Source organism: Mycolicibacterium sp. MU0053, assembly GCF_963378095.1.
Taxonomy (GTDB): Bacteria; Actinomycetota; Actinomycetes; order Mycobacteriales; family Mycobacteriaceae; genus Mycobacterium; species Mycobacterium burgundiense.
The window spans coordinates 1,239,109-1,254,797 of sequence record NZ_OY726397.1; the positions used below are offsets into that span (position 1 = coordinate 1,239,109).

The following is a 15,689-nucleotide window of genomic DNA, read 5'->3' on the forward strand; positions in this document are numbered from 1 at the left end:
CAGGCGAAGGCCTCGCGCTGGTGGGATACTCCTCGGCTGCGCCTTCGCAAGCTCAGGCGAAGGCCTCGTCGATGATCTCCTGCTGTTCGACCGCGTGCACCTTCGACGAACCCGACGACGGTGCCGACATCGCGCGCCGGGAGATCCGCTTGATCCCGGTCAGCTTCTCCGGCAACAACTCTGGCAGGGCCAGCCCGAAGGTGGGCCAGGCGCCCTGGTTCGCCGGCTCCTCCTGGACCCAGAAGAACTCCGCGGCATTCTGGTAGCCGTCCAGGGTGGCCGGCAACCGGCGGCTCGGCAGCGGGTACAGCTGCTCGACCCGCACGATCGCGATGTCCTCCCGGTTCTCCTTGGCCTTGCGCGCCACCAACTCGTAGTACAGCTTGCCGCTGGTGAGCAGGACTCGCTTGACCTTGCTGCGATCACCGACGCCGTCGGCATACGTCGGCTCCTCCAAGACCGAGCGGAACTTCGACTCGGTGAAGTCCTTGATGTCGCTGACCGCGGCCTTGTTGCGCAACATCGACTTCGGGGTGAACACCACCAGGGGGCGGTGGATCCCGTCGTAGACGTGCCGGCGCAGCAGGTGGAAGTAGTTGGCCGGGGTCGACGGCATCGCGACCGTCATGGAACCTTCCGCGCACAGCTGCAGGAACCGCTCGATGCGTCCCGAGGTGTGGTCGGGACCCTGGCCCTCGTGACCGTGCGGCAGCAGCAGGACCACCTCGGAGAGCTGGCGCCACTTGGCCTCACCCGAACTGATGAACTCGTCGATGATCGATTGCGCGCCGTTGACAAAGTCGCCGAACTGGGCCTCCCACAGCACCAGCGCCTGCGGGTTGCCCACCGAGTAGCCGTATTCGAACCCGACCGCGGCGAACTCCGAGAGCGCCGAGTCGTACACCAGGAATTTTCCGCCGCTGGGGGTGCCGTCCTCGTTGGTGGCCAACAGTTGCAGCGGCGTGAACTCTTCGCCGGTCTTGCGGTCGATGATCACCGAATGCCGCTGGGTGAAGGTTCCGCGCCGGGTGTCCTGGCCGGACAGCCGGATCAACTTCCCTTCGGCCACCAACGATCCCAGCGCCAACAGCTCGCCGAAGGCCCAGTCGATCTTGCCCTCGTAGGCCATCTCGCGACGCTTCTCCAGCACCGGCTTGACCCGCGGATGCACCGTGAAGTTCTCCGGGGTCGCCAGGTGCGCATCGCCGATGCGGGCCAGCATCGACTTGTCGACCGCGGTCACCAGACCGCGCGCCAGTTCCTGCTCGGACTCCACCGACTCGCTGGGTTCGATCTCGTGCTTCTCCAACTCGCGCACCTCGTTGAAGACCCGCTCCAGCTGCCCCTGGTAGTCGCGCAGCGCGTCCTCGGCTTCCTTCATCGAGATGTCGCCACGGCCGATCAGCGCCTCGGTGTAGGACTTGCGGACCCCGCGCTTGCGGTCGATGACGTCGTACATCGCCGGCTGCGTCATCGACGGGTCGTCGCCCTCGTTGTGACCGCGGCGGCGGTAACACAGCATGTCGATCACGACGTCCTTCTTGAACTTCTGCCGGAAGTCCACCGCCAGCTTGGCGACCCAGACACAGGCCTCCGGGTCGTCGCCGTTGACGTGGAAGATCGGTGCGCCGATCATCTTCGCGACGTCGGTGCAGTACTCGGAGGAGCGGGAGTCCTCGGGCGAGGTGGTGAAGCCGACCTGGTTGTTGACGATCATGTGGATCGTGCCGCCGACCCGGTACCCGCGCAGCAGCGCCAGGTTCAGCGTCTCGGCCACCACACCCTGCCCGGCGAATGCGGCGTCACCGTGCAGCATCAGCGGCACCACCGAGAAGCCGTCGTCGCCGTCGCCCTTGTCCAGTAGGTCCTGCTTGGCGCGCACCAAACCCTCGAGCACGGGGTCGACGGCTTCGAGGTGGCTCGGGTTGGCGGTCAGCGACACCTCGATGTCGTTGTCGCCGAACATCTGGATGTAGGTGCCCTCCGCGCCCAGGTGGTACTTGACGTCGCCGGAGCCATGCGCCTGCGACGGGTTGAGGTTGCCCTCGAACTCGGTGAAGATCTGCGCATACGGCTTACCCACGATGTTGGCGAGCACATTCAGCCGGCCGCGGTGCGGCATCCCGATGACCACCTCATTGAGGCTGTGTTCGGCACACTGGTCGATGGCCGCGTCCATCATCGGGATGATGGTTTCCGCGCCCTCCAGCGAGAATCGCTTCTGCCCAACGTATTTGGTCTGAAGGAAGGTCTCGAAGGCCTCGGCCGCGTTCAGTCGGCTCAGGATGTACTTCTGCTGGGCAACCGTGGGCTTCTCGTGCTTGACCTCGACGCGCTCCTGCAACCACTGCTGCTGCTCGGGTTCGAGAATGTGGGTGTACTCCACCCCGATGTGGCGGCAGTAGGCGTCGCGCAGCACCGACAGGATGTCGCGCAGCTTCTTGTACTCGCTGCCGGCGAATCCGGCGACCTTGAACTCGCGGTCCAGGTCCCACAGCGTCAGCCCGTGGGTCAGGATGTCAAGGTCGGGGTGGCTGCGGAAGCGGGAGTTGTCCAACCGCAGCGGATCGATGTCGGCCATCAGGTGGCCGCGGTTGCGGTAGGCGGCGATCAACTCGATGACGCGCGCGTTCTTGTCGGTGACCGAGTCCGGGTTGTCGATGCGCCACCGAACCGGCTCATACGGAATGCCGAGTTCGAGGAAGATCTCGTCGTAGAACTCGTCGGCGAGCAGCAGTTCGTGGATGGTGCGCAGGAAGTCCCCGGACTCCGCGCCCTGAATGATGCGGTGGTCATAGGTGGACGTCAGCGTGATCAGCTTGCCGATGCCCAGGTCCGCGATGCGTTCCGCGCTGGCCCCCTGGAATTCGGCGGGGTACTCCATGGCTCCGACGCCGACGATGGTGCCCTGTCCGGACATCAGCCGCGGCACCGAGTGCACCGTGCCGATGGTGCCCGGGTTGGTCAGCGAGATCGTGGTGCCCGCAAAGTCTTCGGCGGTCAACTTGCCGTCGCGTGCGCGCCGCACGATGTCCTCGTAGGCGGCGATGAACTGGCCGAATCGCATCGTCTCGCAGCCCTTGATGGCGGCGACTACCAGCGTGCGCTTGCCGTCCTTGCCCTGCAGGTCGATCGCGAGACCCAGGTTGGTGTGCTCGGGGGTGACGACGTGGGGCTTTCCGTCGATCTCGGCGTAGTGCCGGTTCATGTTCGGGTAGCTCTTGATGGCCTGCACGACCGCGTAGCCCAACAGATGGGTGAAGCTGATCTTGCCGCCGCGGGTCCGCGTGAGGTGGTTGTTGGCGACGATGCGGTTGTCGATCATCACCTTGGCCGGAATGGCCCGCACACTGGTCGCGGTCGGCACCTCCAGCGAGGTGTTCATGTTGCGGACGACGGCGGCGGCCGCCCCGCGCAGCTGCTGGGTGTCCTCGGGCGGCGCGGCCTTGGCGGCCGGCTTCTCGGCGGGCTTCTTGGCCGGTTTCGCCGGCTCGGCGGGCTTGGCGGGGGCCGACTCTTTGACGGGGGCCTTGTTGGTGCTCGGCGCCTTGGTCGGTGCGTCGTTGACGGGCTTCTTGGCCGGCGGGGCGGGCGCCGGCTCGGGCGGTGCGGTCGGGGCGGCGGACGTCGATCTACCGTTGTCGGCCGACGCGGTGTCGGCCTTGACCGGTTCCGGGTTGTAGTCGACGAGGAACTCGTGCCAACTGGGATCGACCGAGGACGGATCGTCCCGGAACTTGCGGTACATCTCCTCGACCAACCATTCATTCTGGCCGAATGGTGAACTTGCACTGCTCACAGCGGCTGCTCGCCTCAATTCGTCTCGTATAACCAGTTACTTGCGCCGGCGGGCCCCGCCCGATGCCTGCCGTCGTGTTCGCGTCACATGCCGGAAGGGGCCGGAGATGTTTCGCCGCAACAAGGCTAGCCCCTGTGTCGTGTGCCAGGCCATGTAAGCAGGGCAAACTCCACGAATTGTCACAGCTTCGCGATCTGGGGCCACCCGTTCAGGAGCCAATGGCGTCGGTGGCGGGTTCCTCGGTGCCGGCCTCCAGCGGCGGCAGCACCCGCAGCGCACCCGGCCACCGCGCGGGCGCGGGGCCGAACGCCTGGCGCGCGTTGCCGACGATCCGCTTGCCCATCAGACGATTGCCGACGGCCCCGACCCCGGCCCCGATGCCGACCGGAAGCAGCTTGCCGAACATCAGCGCACCGCGCTTGATGGCGAACTTCTTGACGAAATACTTCATCAGCTTGGTGTTGACCTGCGACAGCGCGGGCAGCGGCACCGTGGCCGCGCCCTCGCTGAGCCAGGCGCCGCTGGTCCGGCCCGGCCCCAGCAGGCGGGCCACGGCATTCTTGCCGTCGTCGCCGGCCAGGGCGCCGAGCACCAGGGTGCGGCGCCGTTCCTTGTCTTCGGCCGAAACCCCGTGCACCTCGGCGACCGCGAGGATGAACACCGCGGTGGTCTCCAGGAACACCGCGGTTTCGCCGGCGATCAGCGACAACGCCAGCACGGTGCCGACGCCGGGCACCAGCGCGGCAGATCCGACGGCCGCGCCGCTGCCCATCACCGCGGCCAGATAGTGCTTCTCGAGCCGCTCGATGATCTCTTCCGGCGTGGCTTCGGGTGACTTGTCGCGCAGCCGCTGGACGTATGCGCGGATGGCGGGGGCCTGCAGTCGCGAGCCCGTTTCGATCACCCGGGACAGCACATGGGCCGCGGCGCCGGGTTCCTCCGGTTCGGTCGTGGCGGGCAGGTTGTCCGGGTTGGTCTTCTTACGGGCGAACATAGGTTGCCTCCTGGGGACTTGCCTGGTTTCAGGCTAGCCGCTGGTACGTACTGTGTAACGAATGTCGGTCCGGACCGGGTGCCCGGTAGTGATAACAGTCACCGTGTGGTGCCGCGGGAAGAAAACCGCCTCCGGCGAGTGCTACTGACAGTCATGGTGGTTACCCCCGTTCGGCCGAGTCGGCTCCGGATAATCCTTGTTCTCGGTGCATTGGTGGCCCTGGGTCCGCTGACCATCGACATGTACCTGCCCGCGCTGCCGCGCATCGCCGACGATCTCGGCGTCACCTCCTCGGTGGTCCAACTGACCTTGACCGGCACGTTGATCGGCCTGGCGCTGGGGCAGCTGGTCGTGGGTCCGTTGTCGGATTCGCTGGGCCGGCGCCGCCCGCTGCTGGTCGGGGTGTCGTTGCACATGGCGGCGTCGTTGCTGTGCATGTTCGCGCCGAACATCACCGCGCTGGGAGTGGCCCGCGGACTGCAGGGCATGGGCGCGGCCGCGACCGCGGTGGTTGCGATCGCGGTCGTCGGCGATCTGTTCTCCGGTTCCACCGCAGCCGCCGTCATATCGCGGCTGATGCTGGTCCTGGGGGTGGCGCCGGTGCTGGCGCCGTCGCTGGGTGCGGTTGTCCTGCTCGAAGCGTCGTGGCGGTGGATCTTCGGTGCGTTGGTGCTCATCGCCGGGGCGCTGCTGATCATGGCGGCCACCGCGTTACCGGAGACGTTGCCCGCCGAGCATCGCCGACCCCTGCGGATCCGGAGCATCGCGGCCACCTATGGCCAACTGCTGCGCGACGCGCGCTTCATGGCATTGGTGCTGGTGGGGGCGATGGCGATGGCGGGCCTGTTCGCCTACATCGCCGGCGCCGCGTTCGTGCTGCAAGGGCACTACGGCTTGAACCAGCAGGTGTTCGCGGTGGTCTTCGGCGCCGGGGCGGTCGCGTTGATCGGTGCGACCCAGATGAATGTGGTGCTGCTCGACCGGTTCACCCCGCAACGGATCGTCGTCGCCGCCTTGGTGGTCGCGACGGTCGCCGGGGTGGTGTTCACGGCGGTCACCGTCACGCAGTTCGGCGGCATCGTCGGATTCCTGCTCCCGGCCTGGACCGTGTTGGCCGCGATGGGCTTCGTCTTGCCCAACGCGCCCGCCTTGGCGCTGTCCCGGCACCCGGAGGCGTCGGGGACCGCCGCGGCACTGCTCGGTGCCGCGCAGTTCGGGTTGGGCGCGGTGGTGGCCCCGGCGGTGGGGATGCTGGGCAACGACGAGCGCGCGCTGGCGTTGGTGATGACCGTCGGTGCGGCCCTCGCGCTGATCCTGATGTCGGTGGTCCGTCCCCAGCCGGTGCAGGTGCCCGACGCCGTGGTCGACGCGATCCCCGAACGCGCCTGAAACCCCGCACCGGTTGTGGGGCGCGGGCCCGGTCCGTATCGTCCGGTCCGATCGGCGCGGGGTGGGTCCGTTGTGAATGACCTACCATGCGTGGAGCCAGAAACATCCCCCGATGTCCCCGACCGCGTTGGAAACCCGCTGGCCAGAAGGTCAAGCGCGCGGTAGCGCGGCGGTGCGCGGATAACGGAAACGTGAGGTGACGTGTGTGACGCCTCAGCTGAAGACGGTCGTCGACACGGTGCGCGGCCCGTGGAGTGCGCTGTGGGCGATGATGATCGGCTTCTTCATGATCCTCGTCGACTCGACGATCGTGGCCGTGGCCAATCCGACCATGATGGAGCAGCTGCAAACCGACTACGACGGGGTCATCTGGGTCACCAGCGCCTACCTGCTGGCGTACGCCGTACCGCTGCTGGTGGCGGGCCGGCTCGGCGATCAGTTCGGGCCGAAGAAGCTCTATCTGCTGGGCCTGTTCATCTTCACCGTGGCGTCGCTGTGGTGCGGATTGTCGGGGTCGATCGAGATGCTGATCGCGGCCCGCGTCGTGCAGGGCCTGGGCGCGGCACTGCTGACCCCGCAGACGCTGTCGATGATCACCCGGATCTTCCCGTCCGAGCGTCGGGGCGTGGCGATGGGTGTCTGGGGCGCGACGGCCGGGCTGGCCACTCTGACGGGTCCGCTCGTCGGGGGCGTGTTGTTGGACCAGCTGGGCTGGGAATGGATCTTCTTCGTCAACGTGCCGATCGGGGTCCTCGGGCTGGCCTTGGCGGTCTGGCTGATCCCGGCGCAGCCGACCAACAAGCATCGCTTCGACCTGCTCGGGGTGGCGTTGTCGGGCATCGCGATGTTCCTGGTGGTCTTCGGTCTGCAGGAGGGCGAATCGCACCGCTGGGCGGGGTGGATCTGGGCGATGATCCTCGCCGGGATCCTGTTGTTCGGCGGGTTCGTCTACTGGCAGGCCGTCAACAAGGATCAGCCGTTGATCCCGCTGCGCATCTTCGCCGACCGGCACTTCACCCTGTCCAGTCTCGGTGTCGCGATCATCGGCTTCGCGGTCACCGCGATGGTGGTGCCGGTGATGTTCTACGCCCAGCTGGTGTGCGGTCTGACGCCGACGCGGTCAGCGCTGCTGATGGCCCCGATGGCCGTGGTGTCGGGGGTGTTGGCACCGCTGGTGGGCCGCCTTGTGGACCGCTCCCATCCGATGCCGATCATCGGCTTCGGGTTCTCGGTGCTGGCGATCGGGATGACCTGGCTGTCGGTGGAGATGACGCCGACTACGGCGGTCTGGCGGTTGGTCCTGCCCTTCATCGCGATGGGCGTCGGGATGGCGTTCATCTGGTCGCCGCTGGCCGCCACCGCTACCCGAAATCTGGCACCGCAGTTGGCCGGTGCCGGATCCGGGGTCTACAACGCGACCCGGCAGGTCGGGTCGGTGCTGGGCAGCGCCGGGGTGGCCGCGTTCATGACCTCGCGCATCGGTGCGGAGCTACCGGACGGGGCGGCGCAGCGGCCGCCGATCGAGGGTGCGGTCATGGAGTTGCCCGAATTCCTGCACGCGCCGTTCGCCGCGGCGCTGAGCCAGTCCATGTTGTTGCCGGCGTTCGTGTCGCTGTTCGGAGTCGTGGCCGCGATCTTCCTGGCCGACATGGTGCGCACCGCGAGCGCGCCGGTGGTCCGTCGGCCGGCGTCCGAGGAGCGCACCGAGGTGCTGCCGGTGGTCTCCGAGCAGTCCGACGCGTACTGGCGTGCTCCGCAATCCGAGGACGACGGGTTCCATGACGGCTTCGACGAGGAGTTCGATGACGGCATCGACGAGGACGACGACTACGTCGAGTTCACCGTGGACCGGCCGGCGCTTCGATTCGCCGCGCCACCGGAGTTCGATGCCGGGTTCGACGAGAACGATCACCCGGCCGACGACAGCGACACCGCGCCGCTGCCGGCCCAGGTCGCGGACACCCGATCCGCGCCCCCAGAGCCAGAACCAATCGGGTTCGCCCACAACGGCTTCCACACCGACGACGACATGCTGCAACCGCTGCCGCGGCCCGCGGGGAGCGAACCGCGACGCGGCACGCTGCACCACCACGTAGACACCTTTCAACAGCTCGCCGAGCGTATCGACAACCTGTCGGAGGACTTCGCCGATCTGTTCGAGGACAGCGGGGGCACGTGGTCGGCGTTCGAGGTGCCCGAGGACCGCCCGCCGCGACACCGGCCGCGGCACTACCGGGAGGACCCCGACGACGGGGAGAGCTACGGCCGGCACTCCCGGCCGTGACGCGGGCTCAGGCGGCCGTGGCGCCCAGCGCGCTCAGCAGCGCCTCCCGGTGCGCCACGAATTGCGGATCGTGGTGATTGCGAGCAGAGCGGATCGGCCCGTGGGAGATCAACCCGCCGTTCCGGGCGACAGTGCCAGGAACGCGCCGAGGTCGATCAGGCCCTGCGGCGTGCCCGGCAGGTAGTCGGTCAGCGCCGGCGAGCGCACCACGACGGCCAGGTACTGGGCGCGGCTGATCGCCACGTTGAGCCGGTTTCGGTTGAGCAGGAACGACATTCCGCGGGGCACGTCGGCGATGGCCGAGGCCGCCATCGACACGAACACCACCGGGGCCTGCCGGCCCTGCAGCTTGTCGACCGTGCCCACCAGCACATCGCCGAGGTGCGCGTCCTCCAGGTGGGCGCGCAGGGTGAGCACCTGGGCGTTGTAGGCCGCCACCACCAGGACGTCGGTGGCCGCCAGCGGTCGGGTGCCGTGCTCGTCGGTCCACTTCGCGCCGAGCAGATCGCCGATGGCCGCGGTGATCGCGACCGCCTCCTGCACGCTGCAGGTGGCATTGTCGCGATGCTCGACCAGCAGCGTGCGCACCCCCGGCGCATGACCCTCGAGGACGCGTTCGGCGGTCTTGGGGTGCGGCAACAGTCGATTGTCGTACGACAGCGCCGAGACCACGGAGCAGACGTCGGGGTGCATCCGGTGCGTGCATTCCAGGAAGTAGCCGAGCGCGGCCGGCAGCACGTCGTGACCGTCGGTCAACCAGCCGAGCGCCGAGTGATCGACCGGTTCGGGATGGTTGCCGGTCGAGACCTGGCCGAGCTGTTGCGGGTCGCCGAGCAGCAGCATGTTGCGCGCGGCGCGGGCCACCGCGATGGTGTTGCCCAGCGAGAACTGACCGGCCTCGTCGACGGCCAGCAAATCGAGGCAGTCGGTCGCGATCCGATTGTCGTTGGCGAAATCCCATGCGGTGCCGCCGATCACGCAGCCACGGTCGGTGTCCAGGAAGTCGGCATATCCGGAGTCGGGGATGGTGGTGAACCGTCCGCTGAGACCGTCGCGGCCGGCCTTCTTGGCCACTTGGGTCGCGTCGACGCCGGCGGCGACGACCTCGTCGAGCAGGTGACCCACCACGGCGTGTGACTGCGCGACGACACCGATCTTCCAGCGGTGGTTGTTGACCAGCGTGGCGATCACTCGCGCGGCGGTGAACGTCTTGCCGGTACCGGGCGGTCCGTGCACGGCGAGGTAGGACCGGTCGAGGTCCAGAACCGCGGCGGTGATGGAGTCGACGTCGCCGTCGCGGCGGGGCAACTGCGCCGCCCCGCTCAGGGTGGTCGGTGGTCGCCGGCACAGCACGTCGACGACGGCGCAGCGGGGGAGTGCGGGCGGGTCCGCCGAGAGCGTCGCCGCGGCCTCGGTCGCCAGCGCTGCGATGGACTCCTCGATCTTGCCGGTGCGGATCGGCCTGGCCGGGGTCAGTGCCATCGGCAGGTGGTCATGCGGGCCGGACTCGGGTTGCAGTTCGCAGATCCGCACCTCCACCGGGACGCCGTCGACGTCGGTGACGTCGAGGACCTCGGCGTTCCAGGACGCGCGCCGGTCGGGGTGCTCGTCGTCGAGTCCGGCGGGTGCGGGCCGGTCGTAGAGGATCTGCGGTCGGCCGTCGAGTTGGCCGCCCTGCAGTACGCCGGTGAGCCGCAGGTGGCGGCGGGGTTTGCGGGCCCGGGGCGGCAGGTGCCAGTCCTCGACCACCTCGGCCTCCTCGATGAGGAAGACCCCAGTGGTGTCCCATTCGTCGACCGGATGGCTGAGCCGGTGAAAGTGCGCCCACCAGTAGGGTTTTCGCTCCCGCTGGTAGTAACCCCGGGCCGACTCGAGCAGCGCCGCGGCGCTCTGTTCGAAAGTGCGCGGGCTGCTGAACCCGTCGCCCGCGAAGCCCAGCAGAACCTCGGCGACGTCATCGAGTGGCGGGACGGGTTCACCGCCTTCGCCCGGGCGGGTCAGGTGGGTGACGCCGGACTCGAAGGCGCGCAGCAGCAGCCAGTCCCGCAGCCGCCGGGTGGACCGGCAGTCGTAGAGGTTGTAGTCGGTGATCTCCTTGAGGACCGCCTCGGCCTCCTGCTTGCGGCCCGCGTCCAGCAGGCTGCGGTAGTGCTCGTACTGCGTGATCGAGGATGCGGCCGTGGTGACCTCGCCGGTGCGCAACTCCGAGCCCATGTACAGCGGTTCGAGCGCCTTGAGCGAATACGATCCGGTGCCGATGCACAGACCGTTGCGCACGATCGGGTACAGGTCCACCAGCACCTCGGCGCGCAGCAGGTCGTCGACCTCGTCCTCGCCGACCCCGTAGCGGGCGGCCAGGTGCAGCAACGTGGTCCGCTCATAGGCGGCGTAGTGGTAGATGTGCATGCCCGGATACCGGTGGCGGCGTTTGCGGACCATGGCCAGGAAGTCCAGGAACGCCTTGCGCTCGCTGGCCCGGTCCTCGGCCCACAGCGGCCGGAACCGGTCCCGCTCGTCGAGGACGCCCCACATGTATTCCAGACCCCAGGTCTGGCCGTCCTCGGTCCACAGCGGATCGCCCTCGAAGTCGAAGAACAGGTCCCCGGGGTTGGGGGCGGGCAGCGCGCCCAGCGCGTCGGCGTCGGCGATCTCGTAGGGCGGCACCCCGGTGCGCCGCCCCTCGACCTGCAGCCGGGCCTGCCGGCGCAGCGTCGCCACCGTGGACGCCGCGATCCCGTCGACGGCTCCCGCGGACTCGGCCAGCGCGGTGACGCTGTCGATGCCGGCCTGCAGCAGCGTGGCGCGCTGGGTCAGCCGCATGCCCGCCACCAGCAGCACGTCGTCGTCCTCGACGAGGTGGGGTGCGCACGCCTCGCAGCGCATGCAGGCCGCGACCGTCTCATCGCGCCAGGACACCGGCGCGTCGGTGGCCAGGTGGGTGTCGAGCAGTTCCTGCAGGCGCGCGCGCTGCCTGCGGTACACCGGGATGAGGTCGGCCAGCGGGTACTCCACCACCTGTCCGTTGCCCAGTACCAGCTGGGCCGTCGCGGCCACGGCGACGCCGGCGGCGCGCAGCGCGTCCGCGTAGCCGGCGATCTGCAGCAGCGCGGTCACCTTGGCGTGGCGGGCCAGTTTGGTGTCGACGACCCGATACGGCGCGTCGGGTTCGTCGCCGGCGCGGATCAGGAAGTCGGCGAAGCCGACGAACCGACCGTCGAGCACGGCCGCCTGGTAGATCACGGCCGGTCGCGCGGCGAAGGCCGCCGCGGTCGCGGCGGCCGCGCGCTGCAGCGCCGGCACCGAATACGCGGCGCTGGGTATCGTGACCACCCCGGTGGCACCGCTGCCGTGCTGGGTGATCAGGTCCTCGAGGGTCCGTTGTTCGTGTTCGGTGCCGAGTTCGGCGGTGCGACGCAACATTTCGTCCTCGGCGGACTCCAGCGGAGTGCCCCGCCCCAATTTGGCGTCGAAGCTGCGCAGCAGCGCGTATTCGCATCCGGCCGCCGACGCGAGGTCGGAGGCGCTGTAGATGACCACCGGGCCGCCGGGGTCGTCGGCGACGAACACAGCGCCCACTGTAGGTGAGGGCGCCGACAATCCCGGGCCGGCCGACGGCTACCGGGTCAGCCGCCGGGCGCGTTGCCGATCAGTTCGACGCCGCTGCCGTTCCAACGGAACTTGACCACGCTGGAGAGGCCGTCGATCCCGGAGCTGTACTCCAGCGCGACCGTGTCACCGGTGCTCTGCGAGGCGTCCAGGGCATTGAAGCCGAACGTGTCCGGAACCCCGCTGGGGATGTATTTGCCCAAGTGGAACAGCACCGCCCGGGTGCTCGGATTCTCCGCATTGGTGTTGGCCTCGACGATCACCGCCGACAGCGGTGCGCACTCGTTGTAGTTGCCCGCGATGGGTTCGGCACTCCACGGCTGCCGGCTGCGCGGGTCGCGGGGCAGCTCGGAGACCGCTTGGGCGATCGCCGGCGCGGCCAGGTTCACCGCGCACGGGTCGGCCGGCCCCGGCGGCGTCGTGGTCGGGGCTGCGACGGTGGACGGCGCGACCGGCGCCGACGCCGCAGGCAGGGCCGGCGGCTCGGGGGTCTTGGCGACGGTGGAGTCGCCGGACCCGCAGGCCGCGAGCGCGAACAGCGCAGCCATCCCGGCCGCAGACGCCAGAGTTTCTCGACGGGCCGCGGACACACCGGCAGGCTACCGGCTCCGCGATGACCAACCGTGCAGGCATCGCCCGCAAACGGCATTAGACTCACTCGCGATGACCACCGAAGACCCGGACCAGTCCGATCAACCTGCCTTGACGTTTGCCGACCTGCAAATCCACCCCGCCGTGCTGCAGGCGGTGTCCGACGTCGGCTACGAAACGCCCTCGGCGGTCCAGACCGCGACCATCCCGGCGCTGCTGGCCGGCTCCGACGTGGTGGGGATGGCGCAGACCGGGACCGGCAAGACCGCCGCGTTCGCCATCCCGATCCTGTCCAAGATCGACGTCACCAAGAAGCACACCCAGGCGCTGGTGCTCGCGCCCACCCGCGAATTGGCGTTGCAGGTCGCCGAGGCGTTCAGCCGGTACGGGGCGCAACTGCCGCAGATCAACGTGCTGGCCATCTACGGTGGTTCGTCCTACACCCCGCAACTCGCCGGGTTGCGCCGCGGCGCCCACGTCGTGGTCGGCACTCCCGGCCGGGTCATCGACCATCTGGAACGCGGCACCCTGGATCTGTCGCATCTGGACTATCTGGTGCTCGATGAGGCCGACGAGATGCTGCAGATGGGCTTCGCCGAGGACGTCGAACGCATCTTGGTCGACACCCCCGAGTACAAGCAGGTCGCGCTGTTCTCGGCGACCATGCCCGCGGCCATCCGCAAGATCACCACCAAGTACCTGCACGACCCGGTCGAGGTCACGGTCAAGGCGAAAACCGCGACGGCCGAGAACATCACGCAGCGCTACATCCAGGTGTCCGGGCACCGCAAGATGGACGCGCTGACCAGGATCCTCGAGGTCGAACCGTTCGAGGCGATGATCGTGTTCGTGCGTACCAAGCAGGCCACCGAGGAGGTCGCCGAGCGGCTGCGGGCGCGCGGATTCTCCGCGGCCGCCATCAACGGTGACATCGCGCAGCACCAGCGCGAGCGCACCATCGCGTCCCTGAAGGACGGCAGCATCGACATCTTGGTCGCCACCGACGTGGCCGCCCGCGGATTGGACGTCGAGCGGATCTCGCACGTGCTGAACTACGACGTCCCGCACGACACCGAGTCCTACGTGCACCGGATCGGTCGCACCGGCCGGGCCGGAAGATCCGGCACCGCAGTACTTTTCGTCTCACCGCGCGAGCGCCACATGCTCAAGTCGATCGAGAAGGCCACCCGGTCCAAGCTCGTCGAGGTGGAGCTGCCGACCGTCGACGATGTCAACGCGCAGCGGGTGGCGAAGTTCCGCGATTCCATCAGCGATGCGCTCGGCGCCCCCGGCTTCGAACTGTTCCGCCGGCTGATCGAGGACTACGAACGCGAGAGCGATGTGTCGATGGCCGACATCGCGGCCGCGCTGGCGTTGCAGACCCGCAAGGGCGAAGAGTTCCTGATGTCCGAGCCGCCGCCGGACAAGCGCCGCGAACGCCCGGACCGGCCGGATCGCCCGGACCGCGGCGACCGGCCGACGCGCCGGTCCAGCGGCTCGTTCGCGTCCTACCGGATCGATGTCGGGAAGCGGCACAAGGTGATGCCCGGGGCGATCGTCGGCGCGATCGCGAACGAGGGCGGCCTGAGTCGCAGTGACTTCGGGCACATCGCGATCATGCCCGACTTCTCGTTGGTCGAACTGCCGCCGAACCTGCCGCCCGAGACGCTCAAGGCGTTGGAGAAGACCCGAATCCAGGGCGTGTTGATCAACCTCCAGCCCGATCCCGGCGGTGCCGGGACGCGCGACGGCGGCGGTAAGAAGCCGTATCGGGGCGGTGACAAGAAGCCTTACCAGGGCAGCAAGAAGCCGCACAAGCACCGAAAGCCGTAATGGCGGTATCGCAGGACCGCGACGTCCAAGGCGGACTGGAGCAGGTTTCCGGCGTGGACCGGGTCGCCTCGCTGACCGGGGTCCGGGCCGTCGCGGCCATCCTGGTGGTGCTGACCCACGCGGCCTACACCACCGGCCGGTACCCGCAGGGCTATGTCGGACTGGTGTATTCCCGGATGGAGATCGGTGTCCCGATCTTCTTCGCGCTCTCGGGGTTCCTGCTGTTTCGGCCCTGGGTGCGGGCCGTGGCCCTGGACCGGCCGGCGCCGTCGGTGCGGCGCTATGCCTGGCACCGGGTGCGGCGCATCATGCCCGCCTACGTCGTCACGGTGCTGCTGGCCTACCTGGTCTATCACTTCCGCACCGGCGGGCCGAACCCCGGACACACCTGGATGGGATTGTTCCGCAACCTCACCCTGACCCAGCTCTACACCGACAACTACGTGTACTCCTATCTGCACCAGGGCCTCACGCAGATGTGGAGCCTGGCGGTCGAGGTGTCCTTCTACGCGGTATTGCCGGCCTTGGCATATGTGCTGTTGGTGCTGCTGTGCCGCGGGGAGTGGCGGCCCCGGGTGCTGCTGACGGCGCTGGCCGCACTGGGGCTGATCACCCCGCTGTGGCAGCTGCTGGTGCACGATTCGCACTGGCTGCCCGACGGTGCGACGCTGTGGTTGCCCACGTACCTGCTGTGGTTCCTCGGCGGGATGGCGTTGGCCGTGTTGCAGACGATGGGCGTGCGGTGTTACGGGTTCGTCGCGGTGCCGCTGGCGCTGATCTGCTACTTCATTGCCTCCACCCCGATTGCGGGGGAGCCCACCACGTCCCCGCGGGGGCTGTTCGAGGCGATCATGAAATCGGTGTTCTACGCCGTGATCGCGGCCCTGGTGCTGGCCCCGCCGGCGTTGGGGGATCAGCGCGGTTGGTACAACCGGTTCCTCGCGAGCCGCCCCATGGTGTGGCTCGGCGAAATCTCCTACGAGATCTTCCTGGTGCACCTGGTGCTGATGGAGATCGCGATGGTCGAGGTGCTGCACAAGCCCGTCTACACCGGATCGATGGCGGGCTTGTTCGTGGTGACGATGGCGATGACGATCCCGGTGGCGTGGCTGCTGCACCGGTTCACCCGGGTGCGCGGCTGACTCCGGCCCCGATTATCCGCAAGGAAGGGTACCCTTACCTAAGTCGAGGAA

Annotated in this window: 8 protein-coding genes; 4 read left to right on the forward strand and 4 right to left on the reverse strand. The window is 68.4% G+C overall.

Features of this window, described 5'->3' with window-relative positions:
- Positions 1 to 52: 52 nt before the first annotated feature.
- Both RCP80_RS05900 and RCP80_RS05905 read right to left on the reverse strand, forming a co-directional pair.
- A complete protein-coding gene (locus RCP80_RS05900) occupies positions 53 to 3,799 on the reverse strand; it encodes a multifunctional oxoglutarate decarboxylase/oxoglutarate dehydrogenase thiamine pyrophosphate-binding subunit/dihydrolipoyllysine-residue succinyltransferase subunit (protein ID WP_308481445.1) in 3,747 nt (1,248 codons plus the stop codon).
- A gap of 208 nt (positions 3,800 to 4,007) precedes the next feature.
- Positions 4,008 to 4,793: a hypothetical protein gene (locus tag RCP80_RS05905; protein WP_308481446.1), complete on the reverse strand. Its 786-nt coding sequence runs from the start codon at positions 4,791 to 4,793 to the stop codon at positions 4,008 to 4,010.
- A 153-nt stretch (positions 4,794 to 4,946) separates the two neighbouring features.
- Here RCP80_RS05905 and RCP80_RS05910 point away from each other — a divergent pair, with 153 nt between their 5' ends.
- Together RCP80_RS05910 and RCP80_RS05915 are read left to right on the forward strand one after the other, a co-directional pair.
- Positions 4,947 to 6,182 carry a multidrug effflux MFS transporter gene (locus tag RCP80_RS05910; RefSeq protein WP_308481447.1) on the forward strand — a complete coding sequence of 412 codons (1,236 nt, stop codon included), beginning with the start codon at positions 4,947 to 4,949 and terminating at the stop codon, positions 6,180 to 6,182.
- A 268-nt stretch (positions 6,183 to 6,450) separates the two neighbouring features.
- Positions 6,451 to 8,466: an MFS transporter gene (locus RCP80_RS05915; protein ID WP_308482721.1), complete on the forward strand. Its 2,016-nt coding sequence runs from the start codon at positions 6,451 to 6,453 to the stop codon at positions 8,464 to 8,466.
- 108 nt (positions 8,467 to 8,574) lie between these two features.
- On the opposite strand, the gene RCP80_RS05920 is transcribed toward RCP80_RS05915, so the two are convergent.
- Positions 8,575 to 12,033 (reverse strand): TM0106 family RecB-like putative nuclease, encoded by a 3,459-nt coding sequence (locus tag RCP80_RS05920; RefSeq protein ID WP_308481448.1) that lies wholly within the window; start codon positions 12,031 to 12,033, stop codon positions 8,575 to 8,577.
- Between the two features lie 56 nt (positions 12,034 to 12,089).
- Complete coding sequence (locus RCP80_RS05925) at positions 12,090 to 12,620, reverse strand: LppP/LprE family lipoprotein (RefSeq protein WP_308482722.1); 531 nt, start codon at positions 12,618 to 12,620, stop codon at positions 12,090 to 12,092.
- 115 nt (positions 12,621 to 12,735) lie between these two features.
- Between RCP80_RS05925 and RCP80_RS05930 the strand changes: the two genes are divergently transcribed.
- The gene (locus RCP80_RS05930; protein ID WP_308481449.1) at positions 12,736 to 14,496 is read left to right on the forward strand and encodes a DEAD/DEAH box helicase; all 1,761 of its coding nucleotides are present in this window, start codon (positions 12,736 to 12,738) and stop codon (positions 14,494 to 14,496) included.
- A complete protein-coding gene (locus tag RCP80_RS05935) occupies positions 14,496 to 15,638 on the forward strand; it encodes an acyltransferase family protein (protein ID WP_308481450.1) in 1,143 nt (380 codons plus the stop codon). Before RCP80_RS05930 ends, RCP80_RS05935 begins: the two co-directional genes overlap by 1 nt.
- The last annotated feature ends 51 nt before the right edge of the window (positions 15,639 to 15,689 follow it).

What these genes read in the sequence shown, in the direction of transcription:
- RCP80_RS05930 (WP_308481449.1), top strand. Translation starts at nt 12,736, where the DNA reads ATGACCACCGAAGACCCGGACCAGTCCGATCAACCTGCCTTGACGTTT.
- RCP80_RS05935 (WP_308481450.1), top strand. Translation starts at nt 14,496, where the DNA reads ATGGCGGTATCGCAGGACCGCGACGTCCAAGGCGGACTGGAGCAGGTT.
- RCP80_RS05925 (WP_308482722.1), bottom strand. Translation starts at nt 12,620, where the DNA reads ATGGCTGCGCTGTTCGCGCTCGCGGCCTGCGGGTCCGGCGACTCCACC.
- RCP80_RS05905 (WP_308481446.1), bottom strand. Translation starts at nt 4,793, where the DNA reads ATGTTCGCCCGTAAGAAGACCAACCCGGACAACCTGCCCGCCACGACC.
- RCP80_RS05910 (WP_308481447.1), top strand. Translation starts at nt 4,947, where the DNA reads ATGGTGGTTACCCCCGTTCGGCCGAGTCGGCTCCGGATAATCCTTGTT.
- RCP80_RS05915 (WP_308482721.1), top strand. Translation starts at nt 6,451, where the DNA reads ATGATGATCGGCTTCTTCATGATCCTCGTCGACTCGACGATCGTGGCC.